The sequence below is a fragment of the Streptomyces sp. MCA2 genome (assembly GCF_023544705.1).
Classification (GTDB): domain Bacteria; phylum Actinomycetota; class Actinomycetes; order Streptomycetales; family Streptomycetaceae; genus Streptomyces; species Streptomyces decoyicus.
On sequence record NZ_JAMJFM010000073.1, the window covers coordinates 24,051 to 40,658 of the forward strand.

At 68.9% G+C, this 16,608-nt stretch carries 12 protein-coding genes; 9 read left to right on the top strand and 3 right to left on the bottom strand.

The window, feature by feature from the left end:
* Window positions 1-71: 71 nt before the first annotated feature.
* A complete protein-coding gene (eccCa, locus tag M8I34_RS37550; RefSeq protein WP_250057432.1) occupies window positions 72-4,028 on the bottom strand; it encodes a type VII secretion protein EccCa in 3,957 nt (1,318 codons plus the stop codon).
* A 255-nt stretch (window positions 4,029-4,283) separates the two neighbouring features.
* Between eccCa and eccD the strand changes: the two genes are divergently transcribed.
* The 6 genes from eccD (at window position 4,284) to M8I34_RS37580 (ending at window position 11,331) form a co-directional block, all read left to right on the top strand.
* A complete protein-coding gene (eccD, locus tag M8I34_RS37555) occupies window positions 4,284-5,747 on the top strand; it encodes a type VII secretion integral membrane protein EccD (RefSeq protein ID WP_030991943.1) in 1,464 nt (487 codons plus the stop codon).
* A gap of 155 nt (window positions 5,748-5,902) precedes the next feature.
* Entirely contained in the window at window positions 5,903-6,190 is a 288-nt protein-coding gene (rpsO, locus tag M8I34_RS37560) for a 30S ribosomal protein S15 (protein ID WP_030991941.1), read from the top strand.
* A 289-nt stretch (window positions 6,191-6,479) separates the two neighbouring features.
* Window positions 6,480-8,699, top strand: a complete 2,220-nt coding sequence (locus M8I34_RS37565; RefSeq protein WP_250057434.1) for a polyribonucleotide nucleotidyltransferase — start codon at window positions 6,480-6,482, stop codon at window positions 8,697-8,699.
* Window positions 8,696-10,075: a pitrilysin family protein gene (locus tag M8I34_RS37570; RefSeq protein ID WP_030991937.1), complete on the top strand. Its 1,380-nt coding sequence runs from the start codon at window positions 8,696-8,698 to the stop codon at window positions 10,073-10,075. The genes M8I34_RS37565 and M8I34_RS37570 overlap by 4 nt, the downstream gene beginning before the upstream one ends.
* A 42-nt stretch (window positions 10,076-10,117) precedes the next feature.
* Window positions 10,118-10,870, top strand: coding sequence for a 4-hydroxy-tetrahydrodipicolinate reductase (gene dapB, locus M8I34_RS37575; RefSeq protein WP_250057436.1), 753 nt, complete (start codon window positions 10,118-10,120; stop codon window positions 10,868-10,870).
* A 5-nt stretch (window positions 10,871-10,875) separates the two neighbouring features.
* Window positions 10,876-11,331 carry a hypothetical protein gene (locus M8I34_RS37580; RefSeq protein WP_250057438.1) on the top strand — a complete coding sequence of 152 codons (456 nt, stop codon included), beginning with the start codon at window positions 10,876-10,878 and terminating at the stop codon, window positions 11,329-11,331.
* 97 nt (window positions 11,332-11,428) lie between these two features.
* Here the strand turns inward: M8I34_RS37580 and M8I34_RS37585 are convergent, their stop codons facing one another.
* Both M8I34_RS37585 and M8I34_RS37590 read right to left on the bottom strand, forming a co-directional pair.
* Window positions 11,429-11,986, bottom strand: a complete 558-nt coding sequence (locus M8I34_RS37585) for a phage holin family protein (RefSeq protein ID WP_250057440.1) — start codon at window positions 11,984-11,986, stop codon at window positions 11,429-11,431.
* A gap of 101 nt (window positions 11,987-12,087) precedes the next feature.
* Window positions 12,088-12,327 carry a hypothetical protein gene (locus M8I34_RS37590; protein ID WP_030080836.1) on the bottom strand — a complete coding sequence of 80 codons (240 nt, stop codon included), beginning with the start codon at window positions 12,325-12,327 and terminating at the stop codon, window positions 12,088-12,090.
* Between the two features lie 232 nt (window positions 12,328-12,559).
* Between M8I34_RS37590 and thyX the strand changes: the two genes are divergently transcribed.
* The 3 genes from thyX (at window position 12,560) to M8I34_RS37605 (ending at window position 16,215) form a co-directional block, all read left to right on the top strand.
* Window positions 12,560-13,318, top strand: a complete 759-nt coding sequence (thyX, locus tag M8I34_RS37595; RefSeq protein WP_244418436.1) for an FAD-dependent thymidylate synthase — start codon at window positions 12,560-12,562, stop codon at window positions 13,316-13,318.
* 197 nt (window positions 13,319-13,515) lie between these two features.
* A complete protein-coding gene (gene dapA / locus M8I34_RS37600; RefSeq protein WP_030991931.1) occupies window positions 13,516-14,415 on the top strand; it encodes a 4-hydroxy-tetrahydrodipicolinate synthase in 900 nt (299 codons plus the stop codon).
* A 114-nt stretch (window positions 14,416-14,529) separates the two neighbouring features.
* Complete coding sequence (locus tag M8I34_RS37605; protein WP_250057442.1) at window positions 14,530-16,215, top strand: ribonuclease J; 1,686 nt, start codon at window positions 14,530-14,532, stop codon at window positions 16,213-16,215.
* Window positions 16,216-16,608 lie beyond the last annotated feature (393 nt).

Consider the following 16,608-nt stretch of genomic DNA (forward strand, 5'->3'; position numbering starts at 1 on the left):
GCACAGACGAAACGGCGGTGGGGCGCCCCTCCCAGGAGGGACGCCCCACCGCCGTTGCCGTGCGTGGCCGGTCAGCGGCCGCTCGCCGGCAGCCAGCCCGTCTGGACCAGCTGCGCACCGCGCTTGCGCGTGATGAACGTCGCCCGTCCGGGCGTCAGGGTCTGGCCCTTGACGTTGCCCATCAGCGGACCCTCGGCCTTGTCGGCGGACAGGATCAGACCCTGCGCGCCGAGCTCCTTCGTACGCTGCATCACCGGCTCGAACGACGAGCGTCCGGCGCCCGAGGAACTGCGCGCGATGATCAGGCGCAGGCCCAGGTCGCGGGCGAACGGCAGGTACTCCAGCAGCGGCTGGAGCGGGTTGCCGCTGCTGGTCGCCACCAGGTCGTAGTCGTCCACGATCACGAACGCGTCCGGCAGGTCGTACCAGCTGCGGTTGCGCAGCTGCTCCGGCGTGACGTCCGGGCCCGGCATCCGCCGGCCCAGCGAACCGGCCAGACCGGTGATGACCTCCTGCAACTGCGGCCCTGCGGCACAGTACTTGTACAGGTGGCTCTCGGGGACCTCGCCGAGCAGCGCGCGACGGTAGTCGGAGACCACCATCAGCGCCTTGTCGGAGGGGTACCGCTCGGCGATCTGCTTGGTCAGCAGGCGCAGCAGCGAGGACTTGCCGGACTCGCTCTCGCCGTAGATGACCAGCAGCGGGTCGGTCTCGAAGTCGATGAACGCCGGCGACAGCGTGGTCTCGTCGACACCGATCGCGATCCCGTGCTCCGGGTAGTCGTTGCCCTTGGGCAGCTCGTTGGCGTACAGCATCGTCGGCAGCATCCGCACCTTGGGGGCGGGCTCGCCCTGCCAGTGCTCGTTGACCGTCTCCACCAGGTTCGCCATGCCGTCGCTGAGCGTCTCCGGGTCGGCCATCCCGTCCAGGCGCGGCAGCGCCGCCAGGAAGTCGAGCTTCTCGGGGGACATACCGCGGCCCGGCTTGCCCATCGGGACGTTCTCCGCGCGCTTGCGGTCGAACTCCGACTCCATCGGGTCGCCCAGGCGCAGCTCGACGCGGTTGAGGAGCTGGTCACGCAGCGCGGGCCGGACCTCCGTGTAGCGCGAGCCCGCGAGGATGAGGTGGACACCGAAACCGAGGCCCCGGCCGGCGATGTCCAGAATCACCGGGTCGAGCTGCTCGTAGTCGGTCTTGAAGGTTCCCCAGCCGTCGATGACCAGGAAGACGTCGCCCCACTTCTGGTCGGGGAAGGCGCCCGCGGCCCGCCGCTGGCGGTAGGTCCCGATCGAGTCGATGTTGTTGGAGCGGAAGAACTCCTCGCGCTCGTTGAGGATGCCGACGACCTCGGCGACCGTACGGCGCACCTTCTCGGCGTCCAGACGCGAGGCGACACCACCGACGTGCGGCAGGCCCTCCATGGCGAGCATGCCGCCGCCACCGAAGTCGAGGCAGTAGAACTGCACCTCGGACGGCGTGTGGGTGAGCGCGAACGCGGCGATGGCGGACCGGATGAGCGTGGACTTGCCGGACTGCGGACCACCCACGACCAGACCGTGACCGGCGCCGGCGGAGAAGTCCAGGTACATCACGTCACGCCGCTGCTCGAACGGCTTGTCCACCAGCGCGACCGGCACCACGAGCTTGCCGAGCGCGGTGTACTCCGGTGCGTGCACACCCCGTTCGGGCGTGACCGCGAGCGTCGGCAGCAGCTGGTTGACCGTGGGCGGCTCGTCCAGCGGCGGCAGCCACACCTGGTGCGCCGGCGGGCCCTGGCCCTGCATGCGCTGGACGATGACGTCGAGCACGGTGTCGGCGAGCGCGTCGTCCTGCTCCGGCTCGGCCTGCACGACCGGCGTCGGGTCCTCGATGATCTGCTCGACGACCGGGGCCGCCGTGAACGGCACCGGCAGCCGGTTCGTCCGGCTGCCGCCGGGACCGCCGCCGGCACCGGGACCGCGGTACGGGCCCGAGACATACGCGGCCTTGAACTGGACCATCGTCTCGGTGTCGTACTTGAGGATGCCGGAACCCGGGACGTTGGGCAGGTGGTAGGCGTCCGGCACACCGATCGCGGTCCGCGACTCGGCCGCGGAGAAGGTCCGCAGACCCAGCCGGTAGGACAGGAAGGTGTCCAGACCGCGCAGCTTGCCCTCTTCCAGGCGCTGCGAGGCGAGCAGCATGTGCACACCCATCGACCGGCCGATACGGCCGATCTGGATGAACATGTCGATGAAGTCGGGCTTGGCGGTCAGCAGCTCGGAGAACTCGTCGAGCACCATCACCAGCGACGGCAGCGGGTCCAGCGGGGCACCCGCGGCACGCGCCTTCTCGTAGTCGGTGATGTTGGCGTAGTTGCCCGCCGAGCGCAGCAGCTCCTGACGGCGCTGGAGTTCACCGGTGATGGAGTCGCGCATGCGGTCGATGAGGGTGACGTCCTCACCGAGGTTGGTGATGACGGCCGCGACGTGCGGCATCTCCGACATACCGGTGAAGGTGGCGCCACCCTTGAAGTCCGCGAGGATGAAGTTGAGGGTCTCCGAGGAGTGGGTGACCGCGAGCGCCAGCACCAGGGTGCGCAGCACCTCGGACTTACCGGAACCGGTCGCACCGACACACAGGCCGTGCGGGCCCATGCCCTCCTGCGAGGCCTCCTTGATGTCGAGCATGACGGGCTGGCCGTCCTTGTCGACACCGATCGGCACCCGCAGCCGCTCGTGGAGCGTGCGCGGCCGCCACGTACGCGACACATCGACGGAACCGGCGTCACCGAGGTTCAGCAGATCGGTGAAGTCCAGGTTCGACAGCAGCGGCTCCTCGCCGTCGGCGCCGGAGCCCGCCCGCAGCGGGGCCAGCTGACGTGCCAGCGACTCCGACTCGGGGATCGACAGGGTGTCGCAGACACCGTGGTAGACCGCGCCGCTGGCCGACTCCAGCACCAGCTTGCCCGGCCACACCTGCACGGCCAGACCGCCCCGGATCTCGTCCAGGTCGCCCGGTACGACCTCCAGGATGGTGACGCCCTGGAGGCCCTCGGCCCCGGCGATCACCGAGTCCATCGGGACCTCGCCGCCGTCCAGCACGATCACCACATGCGGGCTGTCGGTCACCGGAGTGCCCTGCGGGTTGAACCGCCCACGGCCCTCCAGGTCGTCCGCCAGCAGCTCCTCGATCTCACCGAGGTCGCCGACCACCAGCCGGCGGGTACCCGCGCCGTCCGTGGTCTTGTCCTGCACCTGCGGCAGCCACTTGGTCCACTCCCACTCCGCCTGCGCACCCGGCGCGGCGACGACCGCCACCACCAGGTCCTCGGGCGAGTGCATCGTGCACAGCTGGGCGATGATGGCGCGCGAGGCGCCGTAGACCGTGTCCGGGTCACCCGAGACGGTCAGGTGGTAGAAGGCGCGCAGCGAGACCGCGAGCGGCAGATCGTCCAACTGCCCGTGCTTGTCGAGGAACTCCTTCATCGCATGCGCGGTGAGCGGCTCCAGCTCGTCGACCGGAGCGGTCTCCGGAGCCCGCAGGGGAGTGGCCAGCTGCTGCGGTCCGAGCCCCAGCCGTACCTGCCCGAAGTCCGGATCGGTCGTCCGGCGTTCCCATACGCGTTTGCCCTCGGCCACGATCGACCACAACTGGCTCGGGTCGGGGTGGGTGAACAACTGCGCGTCGCGCTGCTTGCGCGCGGTCCGCCGTACCTCTTTTCGCTTCTGCGTAAGGTACTTGAGGTAATCCTGGCGCTCTTGGAGCATTTGCCCGGAAGGCCCTTGGCGGGCCTTGACGATCTGCACGATCGCCATTGCCAGAGTGGACGCCACCATAAAGCCGCCCATGATTTTCATGAACGGCTGATTGCCCATGAACAAGAATCCCGCCGAGGACGCCATGCCCATCATGGGCATAAGGGTCATCAGCATGTTCTCTGATTCGCCTTCACGCGGAAGCTCCGGAGGCGCCTCGAGTGTCACCTCCTCCGAGGGGACTTCGGGTGGCAGCGCGCGGGGCGGGCGCTTGACGATGACAACGCTCACCGAGGCATCAGTCCTTCATGCATCTCGCAGTCTCGGACCGCCCCCGTTGGATTCGACGGTCCCCCCGGACCAAGTGCTTGGCCCGAACCAGGCGTTGATCCTACTGTTAAACGTCAAGTCTCGGGGTGGGTGGGGCAGTCGCTGAATTGGACGGTACGCTGACGCCTCGCGAGCGTGCCCGCGTCCTGAAGTGACGGCTCTATATATAGGGCGCGCGACGCGACAAAACGCCCAACGGATAGGGGGAACCGCCAGGTGAGCACGAGTACTGGCACCGGCTTTTGCCGGGTCACAGTCGCCGCGCCGGATGCACGGATCGACGTGGCTCTGCCGGAGGACGTCGCACTCGTCGACATCTATCCGGAGATCCTTCGGCTCTCCGGCCAGTCGCAGGCGGAGGGCGCACCGACCGGCTATCACCTAGTACGCCGCGACGGCACGGTTCTTGACGCCGGACAGTCGCTCGCCCAGCAGCAGATCCTCGACGGCGACCTCCTTCTTCTGAAGCCGTTCGCCGAGTCGCTGCCGCTCCCGGTCTTCGACGATGTCTCCGACGCCGTCGCCTCCGCGGTCAAGCGCAACCGCAGCCGCTGGAGCGACGACCTCATGCGTGTCGTCGGCCTCCCGGCCGGTGTGCTGCTGCTCGTCATGATGGCGTTCGCCCTGTGGTTCTCGAACCCCGTCGACCGCGACATGCACCGCCTGCCCGGCATCATCGCCGGTGTCGTCGGCATCGTGCTGGTCGCGCTGGCCGGCGTCCGCGCCCGCGTCTACGACGACCACGGATCCTCCATCGCGCTGGGCCTGGCCTCGCTGCCGCACCTGCTGCTCGCCGGCTCCGGCATCTTCCCCGTCGAGGCGGGATCCGGCCCCGGCCGGCTGCACCTCCTCGTCGGCTGTGTGACCGTACTGATCGCGTCCGTGCTCCTGGTGGTCCTGCTGCCGCGCGGTGACGCACCCTTCGTCGCCGCCGCGTTCCTGTCCGCCATCGGCACCCTCGCGGTCTTCGCCGCGATCCTCACCGACGCCGCGCCCCGCGAGGTCGCCGCCGTCACCGCCGTCGTCGCCATCGCCATGGTCGCCTGGCTGCCCGGCCTCTCCGCCCGCTTCGCCCGGCTGCCCATCGGCTACAAGTCGCCCGACCAGATCGCCAAGGGCTCGTACGACGGCGGCGGCGAGACCGAGTCCGTCGACTTCGTCAAGATCGGCAACCAGGCCAAGCGCGGCCACGAGCTGCTCCTGGGCCTCGTCGCCGGCTGCGCCGCCCTGGTCGTCGGCTCGGCCGGTGCCGTCCTCGGCTTCTCCGACAACGGCTGGGCGCAGCTGCTGGCGCTGGCCGCGGGCATCACGGTCATGCTCCGGGCCCGGCTCTTCGACTACACCGCGCAGGTCGCCTGCCTGACCATCGCCGGCATCCTCACGATCGTCCTGCTCATCCTGGGCATCGCGCTGCACCCGCCGACGGACATCTTCATCGACCTGGCCCGGTTCGACGACTCCGGTCCGCTGAACATCCGCACCGTCTGGTTCTCCAGCAGCATCGCGGCGGGCGCCGCCCTCCTGGTGGGTGTCGGCCTGGTCGTCCCCCAGAAGGGCGTCACCCCCTTCTGGGGCCGGCTCTTCGACATCTTCGACGGCCTGGTCCTGCTGTCCCTGGTGCCGCTGTGCCTGGCGGTCCTCGACGTGTACGGCAAGGTACGAGGCCTCACCGGCAGCTGACGCGGCCGTTCACCGGCCTGTCCGCGGCCCCCCGACCACCCGGTCGGGGGGCCGTTTCCAGCTGGTACGCTGTGTGACGGCCCGGACGAGTCATCCAAGATTCCCTGTGAGGTAAACCAGGGGCGCTCACCGGCTGGAACCCTGAGGAGTACCGCGTGTCGCTCGACGCCGCTACGAAGAAGCAGATCATGACCGAGTTCGCCACCAAGGAGGGTGACACCGGTTCCCCCGAGGTCCAGGTCGCGATGCTCTCCCGCCGCATCTCGGACCTGACCGAGCACCTCAAGACCCACAAGCACGACCACCACTCCCGCCGGGGTCTGCTGCTGCTCGTCGGCCAGCGCCGTCGCCTGCTCCAGTACCTGGCGAAGAAGGACATCACGCGCTTCCGTGCGCTGGTCGAGCGCCTGGGCATCCGCCGCGGCGCGGCGGGCGCCAAGTAAGAAGCTGTACGGGGAGCGGCTCCTACCGGGGGCCGCTCCCTTTGCCATACGCACCGGACGCTCACGCCCTCTCATGGTGGACGGAAGCTTTGTAGTCTGGTGCCATATCGCAAAAGTGAACGCGGTAGGAGCGCTCCTGGCCGCCGGTCCTCGGTAGTGGCCCCCGGACATCCATGACGCAAGCGTCATCACTCCGGGTGCTTCGATCGAAGACCGGCCCGTACCGGCGCTCCACCGAAGACGGTCTGCTGCCACACGGGCAGCAGACGCAGACGAGGAGATATTCCTGGTGGAGAACGAGACCCACTACGCCGAAGCCGTGATCGACAACGGCTCCTTCGGCACCCGCACCATCCGCTTCGAGACGGGCCGCCTGGCCAAGCAGGCCGCCGGCTCCGCCGTGGCGTACCTGGACGACGACACCATGGTGCTGTCGGCCACCACCGCTTCCAAGAAGCCGAAGGACCAGCTGGACTTCTTCCCGCTGACCGTCGACGTCGAGGAGCGGATGTACGCAGCCGGGAAGATCCCCGGTTCCTTCTTCCGCCGTGAGGGCCGCCCCTCCGAGGACGCGATCCTCACCTGCCGCCTGATCGACCGGCCGCTGCGCCCCTCCTTCAAGAAGGGCCTGCGCAACGAGATCCAGATCGTCGAGACGATCATGGCGCTCAACCCCGACCACCTCTACGACGTGGTCGCGATCAACGCCGCCTCCTGCTCCACGCAGCTGGCCGGCCTGCCCTTCTCCGGCCCGATCGGCGGCACCCGTGTCGCACTGATCAACGGCCAGTGGGTCGCCTTCCCGACCCACACCGAGCTCGAGGACGCGGTCTTCGACATGGTCGTGGCCGGCCGTGTCCTCCCGGACGGCGACGTCGCGATCATGATGGTCGAGGCCGAGGCCACCGAGAAGACCGTCCAGCTGGTCAAGGACGGCGCCGAGGCCCCGACCGAAGAGGTCGTCGCCGCCGGTCTCGAGGCCGCCAAGCCCTTCATCAAGGTGCTGTGCAAGGCCCAGTCGGACCTCGCCGCCAAGGCCGCCAAGCCCACCGGTGAGTTCCCGGTCTTCCTCGACTACCAGGACGACGTCCTGGAGGTGCTGACCGCAGCCGTCAAGGGCGAGCTCGCCCAGGCGCTGACCATCGCCGGCAAGCAGGAGCGCGAGAACGAGCTCGACCGCATCAAGGAGATCGCCGCCGAGAAGCTGCTCCCGCAGTTCGAGGGTCGCGAGAAGGAGATCTCCGGTGCCTACCGCGCGCTGACCAAGAAGCTGGTCCGCGAGCGCGTCATCAAGGACAAGGTCCGCATCGACGGCCGTGGCGTGACGGACATCCGTACGCTCGCCGCCGAGGTCGAGGCGATCCCGCGCGTGCACGGCTCGGCGCTGTTCGAGCGTGGCGAGACCCAGATCCTGGGCGTCACCACCCTCAACATGCTCCGCATGGAGCAGCAGCTGGACACCCTTTCCCCGGTGACCCGCAAGCGCTACATGCACAACTACAACTTCCCGCCGTACTCCGTCGGTGAGACCGGCCGCGTGGGTTCGCCCAAGCGCCGCGAGATCGGCCACGGCGCGCTCGCCGAGCGCGCCATCGTGCCGGTGCTGCCGACCCGCGAGGAGTTCCCCTACGCGATCCGTCAGGTGTCCGAGGCGCTCGGCTCCAACGGCTCGACGTCCATGGGCTCGGTCTGCGCCTCGACCATGTCGCTGCTGAACGCCGGTGTGCCCCTCAAGGCCCCGGTCGCCGGTATCGCCATGGGCCTGATCTCCCAGGAGATCGACGGCCAGACCCACTACGTCGCCCTCACCGACATCCTCGGTGCGGAGGACGCCTTCGGCGACATGGACTTCAAGGTCGCCGGCACCAAGCAGTTCGTGACCGCGCTCCAGCTCGACACCAAGCTCGACGGCATCCCCGCCTCGGTCCTGGCCGCCGCGCTGAAGCAGGCCCGTGACGCGCGTCTGCACATCCTGGACGTCATGAACGAGGCCATCGACGTTCCGGACGAGATGTCCCCGAACGCCCCGCGGATCATCACCGTCAAGATCCCGGTGGACAAGATCGGTGAGGTCATCGGCCCCAAGGGCAAGATGATCAACCAGATCCAGGAGGACACCGGCGCCGACATCACGATCGAGGACGACGGCACGATCTACATCGGTGCCGCCGACGGTCCGGCCGCCGAGGCCGCCCGCGCCACGATCAACGGCATCGCCAACCCGACCATGCCGGAGGTCGGCGAGCGCTACCTGGGCACGGTCGTCAAGACCACCACCTTCGGTGCGTTCGTCTCCCTGCTCCCGGGCAAGGACGGCCTGCTGCACATCTCGCAGATCCGCAAGCTCGCCGGTGGCAAGCGCGTGGAGAACGTCGAGGACGTGCTCGGTGTGGGCGCCAAGGTCCAGGTCGAGATCGCCGAGATCGACCAGCGCGGCAAGCTCTCCCTGATCCCCGTGATCGAGGACGAGGACGCGGCCGAGGACACGAAGGACGACGCCGCCAAGTGACGTCCCGGACGCACACGACGACGGCCCGCACCTCTTCGGAGGGGCGGGCCGTCGCCCGTACCCAAACGCTTCTCAAGGGCACCGCGGGCGCAGGCACGGTCCGCCGGACCACCCTCCCAGGCGGCCTCCGCATCGTCACCGAGACGCTGCCGACGGTCCGCTCCGTCACCTTCGGGATCTGGGCGCACGTCGGCTCCCGAGACGAGACGCCGTCGCTCAACGGCGCCACGCACTACCTCGAGCACCTGCTCTTCAAGGGCACCGAGCGGCGCAGCGCACTGGACATCTCCGCCGCCATCGACGCGGTCGGCGGCGAGATGAACGCCTTCACCGCGAAGGAGTACACCTGCTACTACGCGCGGGTGCTCGACACCGATCTGCCGCTCGCCATCGACGTGGTGTGCGACATGCTCACCGGCTCGCTGGTCGAGGCCGAGGACGTGGACGCCGAGCGCGGGGTCATCCTCGAAGAGATCGCGATGACCGAGGACGACCCGGGCGACTGTGTGCACGACCTGTTCGCGCACACCATGCTCGGCGACACCCCGCTCGGCCGCCCGGTCCTGGGCACGGTCGACACCGTCAACGCCCTCACCCCCGAGCGCATCCGCCGCTTCTACAAGAAGCACTACGACCCGACCCACCTCGTCGTCACGGCCGCCGGCAACGTCGACCACGCCAAGGTCGTCCGCCTGGTGCGCCGCGCCTTCGAGCAGGCCGGTGCCCTGGACCGGGCGGACGCCGCGCCGGTCGCGCCGCGCTCCGGCACCCGCGGCATCCGTGCCGCCGGCCGCGTGGAACTGCTCAACCGCAAGACCGAGCAGGCCCATGTCATTCTCGGGATGCCGGGGATGTCGCGCTCGGACGACCGGCGCTGGGCCATGGGTGTGCTGAACACCGCCCTGGGCGGCGGGATGAGCTCCCGCCTCTTCCAGGAGGTCCGTGAGAAGCGCGGTCTGGCCTACAGCGTGTACTCGTACACCTCCGGGTTCGCCGACTGCGGGCTGTTCGGCGTCTATGCCGGCTGCCGCCCGAGCCAGGTGCACGACGTCCTCAAGATCTGCCGCGACGAACTCGACCAGGTGGCGTCCCACGGCCTCACCGACGACGAGATCCGCCGCGCGATCGGACAGCTGCGCGGGTCCACCGTCCTCGGTCTGGAGGACAGCGGCGCGCTCATGCACCGCCTCGGCAAGAGCGAGCTGTGCTGGGGCGAGCAGATGTCGGTCGACGAGATGCTCACGCGGATCGCGGCCGTCACCCCGGACGAGGTGCGCGAGGTGGCCCGCGAGGTGCTGGGCACCCGCCCCTCGCTGTCCGTCATCGGCCCCCTGAAGGACCGGCAGGCGGCCCGGCTGGACGACGTCGTCGCCTAGGCCCCTCGCCGCGGCGAACCACCGAAAGAGAGACGGGAAACGATGAGCAAGCTGCGCGTGGCCGTACTGGGAGCCCAGGGGCGCATCGGCTCCGAGGCCGTACGGGCCGTCGAGGCCGCCGAGGACATGGAGCTGGTCGCCGGCCTCGGCCGGGGCGACAAGCTGGAGACACTGGTCGAGACCGGTGCCCAGGTCGTGGTCGAGCTGACCAACCCCGGCGCGGTGATGGGCAATCTCGACTTCTGCGTGCGTCATGGCATGCACGCGGTGGTCGGGACGACCGGGTGGACCGACGAGCGCCTCGCGCAGCTGCGCACCTCGCTCGCCGCCTCGCCCGGGGCGGGCGTGCTCATCGCCCCGAACTTCTCCATCGGCGCGGTGCTGACCATGCGGTTCGCCCAGCAGGCGGCCCGCTTCTTCGAGTCGGCCGAGGTCATCGAGCTGCACCACCCGAAGAAGGCGGACGCCCCGTCCGGCACCGCCGCCCGCACCGCCCAGCTGATCGCCCGGGCCCGCGAGGAGGCCGGCTGCGACCCGCAGCCGGACGCCACCACCACCGCGCTGGACGGCGCCCGCGGTGCGGACGTGGACGGCATCCCCGTCCACTCCGTACGGCTGCGCGGGCTGCTGGCGCACCAGGAGGTGCTCCTCGGCGGGGAGGGCGAGACGCTCACCATCCGCCATGACTCCCTCCACCACAGCAGCTTCATGCCGGGCATCCTGCTCGGTGTGCGCCGCGTAGTCACCACTCCGGGCCTGACCGTGGGCCTGGAAAACTTCCTCGACCTGGGCTGACGGGTATGGGCGGAAAGATCACGTACTTCTTCCTCGCCACGGTGCTGGTCATCGTGTTCGGCGTGGTGGCGCTGGAGGGCGTACTCCTGCTGATGACCGGCGAGCCGGCCGCCATGGGCATGGGCGCGGTGGCCTTCCTGCTGCCGGGCATCGGTGGCTGGTTCCTGTGGCACAACACCCGCTTCGCCCGCAACGCCCACCGGCTGGCGCACGCCCTGGAGGCCGAGGGCGGACTCCCGGCCGACGAGCCGGCGCGGACCCCCGGCGGCCGCATCGACCGGGACGCGGCCGACGCGGTCTTCGCCCGGCGGCAGGCCGAGACGGAGGATGCGCCCGGCGACTGGCGTACGTGGTTCCGGCTCGCGGTCGCCTACCACGACGCCCGGGACACCCCGCGCGCCCGCAAGGCGATGCAGCGCGCCATCGCCCTGCACGACAACAAGCCCGTACCGGCCGCCTGAGCCCGGTCCGGCCGACCTGGCCGGACCGGCCCTGGCCCGTACGGGCTAGATGCGGCGCCCGGGTGGGCGCCAGCAGGGGCAGAGAAGCCCCCGGACCTCAGTCGCGGTACTCCGCCGCCCAGGCCTCCAGCACATCCGCGGCCCGCTCGAACGCCTCCGGACGGGACAGGAAGTCGCCGTTGTGGTCCGTGATCAGGGGGCGCAGCGGCTCGCCCTGCGTCCGCTCGATGATCAGCGACTGCCCCTGCACCGTCCGCGGCAGTCCCAGCCAGCGCACCGGCTCCTGGCGGGTACGCACGGCGGCGATGGCACTCCACGGCTCGGTCGCCGTACGCAGCAGATTCACCTGCCGCAGACCGTGCGCGCTGACCCACACGCCGACCCGCAGCAGCCGTACGGCAAAGGCGATCAGCACGGCGCCGAGCACCGCACAGGCCGCGGCGCCGGGCAGCGAGCCGGCCATCGCGATGATCATTGCGGAGATCAGCACGAACGAGGCGAGCAGCAAAAACACCGCCGCCGCCCCCACCCGCCACGGTCCGGGGCGGTAGGGACGGCGCCAGTGGTCGGGCTCGTCATGCGGAAGGGCGGCCGAATCCGCGGCAGGGGTGTCGAGATCGAGGTCGCGGTCGGCCGTCAGGAAGGGCAGGGGCACGGCTGATCCTCACTCATGGGCAAGCTGACTGAAGCTGTGACCGGTGAGGCTATCCGGACCGGCGGGGCGGAACCACTTTGCGGCACGCCCCGCCCGCCCGTTCAGCGATGGGCAGCTTCGGAGTGATGCACCCGGCTCGACCCGGAACTGTCCTGCTGGAGCGCGGGAACGCCGAACAGCAGCGCGCCGGCCAGGCCGCCCACGACTGTCAGCGTGATGAGAGACTGGCCGAGGAGCTGCGCACGAGAGGCGCGCTGCCGCGGCGGGGGAGTGACATTGCTGCGGAACCGGTCTGCCTCGGCAACGAAGGCGAACGGGACGGGCTCTCGCCGGCGGAACATGAGCGGGCTCTCCTAGGAACCTCGAAGTGGGCACTGTCACAGGGTTAGACGTGTGTGGCGTCCGGTTGGTGCCCGTTTTCAGGGACTTCTGTGAAAAATATCAACGGCCGGTCCATGCGCTGCTATACGACGCCCGTTTTGTGGCTAACGCGGCATCACACCAGGTTTCCCGGGCTGTCAGTGGCGGGCCGTAGGCTGGTCGCGCACGAGGATCGAACGGAAGGAACCGCCGGTGTCCCACACCCCCGCCGAGAGCACTGAGAGCCCCGACAGTGCAGCCGTCAGCTTCCGGAGCGAGGTGACGGTAGAGCTGGTCAAGCACAGCGCCGCGGACAGTGACGTGCTGTGGGCGGCCCGGGTCTCCACGGCAGGCGAGCAGTCCCTGGAGGAGCTCCAGAAGGACCCGGAGCGCTCCAAGGGCCTGATCAACTACCTCATGCGGGACCGGCACGGCAGCCCCTTCGAGCACAACTCCATGACGTTCTTCATCAGCGCGCCGATCTTCGTCTTCCGCGAGTTCATGCGGCACCGCGTCGGCTGGTCGTACAACGAGGAGTCCGGCCGCTACCGTCAGCTGGATCCGGTCTTCTACGTCCCCGGCGAGGACCGCAAGCTCGTCCAGCAGGGCCGCCCCGGCAAGTACGAATTCGTCGAGGGCACCCCGGCGCAGCAGGAGCTCACCGGCCGCGTCATGGAGGATTCCTACCGCCGGGCCTACGAGGCGTATCAGGAGATGCTCGCCGCCGGCGTCGCCCGTGAGGTCGCCCGCGCGGTGCTCCCCGTCGGTCTCTTCTCCTCGATGTACGCGACCTGCAATGCCCGCTCCCTGATGCACTTCCTCGGTCTGCGCACCCAGCACGAGCAGGCGAAGGTGCCGTCCTTCCCGCAGCGCGAGATCGAAATGGTCGGCGAGCGGATGGAGGCCCACTGGGCCGAGCTCATGCCGCTCACGTACGGCGCATTCAATGCGAACGGCCGGATCGCTCCGTAAGGCCCAGGTTGCGGGCTGGATACCGCGGCCCGCGGGACAGACGTGCGATGTGTCCGGATTGCGGCATTTTGAGAAGTTCATCTACGCTGAACAGACGGACCCGGCACTGCTTGAACCCCCGAGCAGGCAGTGCCGGAGTCCACATCCTTGCTCCCCAGAGGCGCAACCCGCGGTGAGCTACGAGTAGCGTGGGACCCATGGCTCCGACTTCCACACCGCAGACCCCCTTCGGGCGGGTGCTGACCGCCATGGTCACGCCGTTCACGCCGGATGGCGCTCTCGATCTCGACGGCGCACAGCGGCTCGCTGCCCACCTGGTGGATGCCGGCAATGACGGCCTCGTCGTCAACGGCACCACCGGAGAGTCCCCGACCACCAGCGACGCGGAGAAAGCTCAGCTGGTGCGCGCGGTGGTCGATGCGGTGGGCGATCGGGCCTTTGTCGTCGCCGGAGCCGGTACCAACGACACCCGCCACAGCCTGGAGCTGGCCCGCGCCGCCCAGGACGCCGGCGCCCATGGCCTGCTCGCGGTGACGCCGTACTACAGCAAGCCCCCGCAGGAGGGTCTCCTGCGGCATTTCACGGCCATTGCGGATGCCACCGACCTGCCGGTCATGCTCTACGACATCCCGGGCCGCAGCGGTGTCCCGATCAACACCGAGACCATCGTCCGGCTCGCCGAGCACCCCCGGATCGTCGCCAACAAGGACGCCAAGGGCGACCTCGGCCGCGCCAGCTGGGCCATCGCCCGCTCCAGCCTCGCCTGGTACAGCGGTGACGACATGCTCAACCTCCCGCTGCTCTCGGTCGGCGCCGTCGGCTTCGTGTCCGTGGTCGGGCATATCGTCACCCCCGAGCTGCGCGCCCTCCTGGACGCCCATCTCAACGGTGACGTCACCAAGGCCACCGAGATCCACCAGAAGCTGCTGCCCGTCTTCACCGGCATGTTCCGCACCCAGGGCGTGATCACGACCAAGGCCGCCCTCGGCCTCCAAGGCCTGCCCGCAGGCCCGCTGCGGCTGCCGCTCGTGGAGCTCTCCCCCGAGGAGACCGAACAGCTCACGCGCGATCTCGCCGCCGGCGGGGTACACCTCTGACCACAGACTTCACAACTGAATACGGACCAACAACCGCCACATAGCAAGTGCACGAATGTCATGCGCGCCACGTGCCCTCGACGGCAGCGTGGCGTGTGTGGTGAGGAGAGTCTTTTGAGTCATCCGCATCCTGAGCTCGGCGCCCCGCCGAAGCTTCCCAAGGGTGGCCTGCGCGTCACCCCCCTCGGCGGCCTGGGTGAAATCGGCCGCAACATGACGGTCTTCGAATACGACGGCCGGCTGCTGATCGTCGACTGCGGAGTGCTTTTCCCCGAGGAGGAGCAGCCCGGAATCGACCTGATCCTGCCGGACTTCACGTCCATCAGGGATCGCCTCGACGACATCGACGGCATCGTGCTCACCCACGGCCACGAGGACCACATCGGTGGTGTCCCCTATCTCCTGCGCGAGAAGCCGGACATCCCCCTCATCGGTTCGAAGCTGACCCTCGCCCTCATCGAGGCCAAGCTTCAGGAGCACCGCATCCGCCCCTACACCCTCGAGGTGAAGGAAGGGCACACGGAGCGGATCGGCTCCTTCGACTGCGAGTTCGTCGCGGTCAACCACTCCATCCCCGACGCCCTGGCCGTCGCCATCCGCACCCCCGCGGGCATGGTCGTGCACACCGGCGACTTCAAGATGGACCAGCTCCCGCTGGACCGCCGCCTGACCGACCTCCCTGCCTTCGCGCGGCTCGGCGAGGAAGGCATCGACCTTCTCCTCTCCGACTCCACGAACGCCGAGGTCCCGGGCTTCGTCCCGCCCGAGCGGGACATCTCCAATGTCCTGCGCACGGTGTTCGCGAACGCCCAGAAGCGCATCATCGTGGCCAGCTTCGCCAGCCATGTGCACCGCATCCAGCAGATCCTCGACGCGGCACACGAGTACGGCCGCCGGGTCGCCTTCGTCGGCCGTTCGATGGTCCGCAACATGGGCATCGCGCGCGAGCTGGGGTATCTGAAGGTCCCCGCCGGCCTGGTCGTCGACGTCAAGACCCTCGACGATCTCCCCGACGACGAGGTCGTGCTGGTCTGCACGGGTTCCCAGGGCGAGCCGATGGCCGCCCTCTCCCGGATGGCCAACCGCGACCACCAGATCCGGATCGTCCAGGGCGACACCGTGATCCTGGCGTCCTCCCTCATCCCGGGCAACGAGAACGCGGTCTACCGCGTGATCAACGGCCTCACCCGATGGGGCGCGGACGTCGTCCACAAGGGCAATGCCAAGGTCCATGTCTCGGGCCACGCCTCGGCCGGCGAGCTGCTGTACTTCTACAACATCTGCAAGCCGAAGAACCTCATGCCGGTACACGGCGAATGGCGCCATCTGCGCGCCAACGCCGAACTGGGTGCGCTGACCGGTGTGCCGAAGGACCGGATCGTCATCGCCGAGGACGGTGTCGTGGTCGACATGGTCAACGGCGTTGCCAAGATCGTCGGCAAGGTCCAGGCGGGCTACGTCTACGTCGACGGCCTCTCGGTCGGCGACGTCACGGAAACCCACCTGAAGGACCGCCGCATCCTGGGTGACGAAGGCATCATCTCGGTCTTCGTGGTCGTGGACAGCAGCACCGGCAAGATCGTCGGCGGCCCGGACCTGCATGCGCGCGGCTCCGGCATCGAAGACGCCGCTCTGCTGGGCGTGGTCCCCAAGATCGATGAGGCCTTGGCCAAGGCGGCTCAGGACGGCGTCGCGGAAGCGCACCAGCTCCAGCAGCTGATCCGCCGCTCGGTCGGCAAGTGGGTCTCGGACAACTACCGCCGCCGCCCGATGATCCTCCCCGTGGTCGTCGAGGTCTGACGCACAGAGCCACACGAAGTACTCAAGTCGGAGCGGGGCACCCGGATTTGCATCCGGGCGCCCCGCTCCAGTACGTTTACGTCTCCTCCTGATCGGGAAGCGCCGCACGCTTGTGCGTACGGAGCGCCTCGTGTAACCAGGCGGAATTCCGGCCCAGAGCAATCTGATAAAGTCGGATCAGCCGAAAGGCAAACCCCCTCCGACGGGAAATCGGACCGAATGAGAACCGGCAACGGAACGAAGTCGGGCCTGGTAGAGTCGGAAAGGCCGGAAAGCGAAAGCCGAACGGCCGACCCGCTCCGACAGGGGCCAGAGACGGAAACGGATCTGGTAGAGTCGGAAACGCGAAGAAGCCGAAGGGCGGAAACGCACCGGCGAAAATCGGGCCCGCAG

Bases quoted from the DNA above. Each gene is read 5' to 3' on its own strand.
- dapB (WP_250057436.1), top strand. From the start codon at position 10,118: ATGAGCAAGCTGCGCGTGGCCGTACTGGGAGCCCAGGGGCGCATCGGC.
- M8I34_RS37580 (WP_250057438.1), top strand. From the start codon at position 10,876: ATGGGCGGAAAGATCACGTACTTCTTCCTCGCCACGGTGCTGGTCATC.
- M8I34_RS37590 (WP_030080836.1), bottom strand. From the start codon at position 12,327: ATGTTCCGCCGGCGAGAGCCCGTCCCGTTCGCCTTCGTTGCCGAGGCA.
- dapA (WP_030991931.1), top strand. From the start codon at position 13,516: ATGGCTCCGACTTCCACACCGCAGACCCCCTTCGGGCGGGTGCTGACC.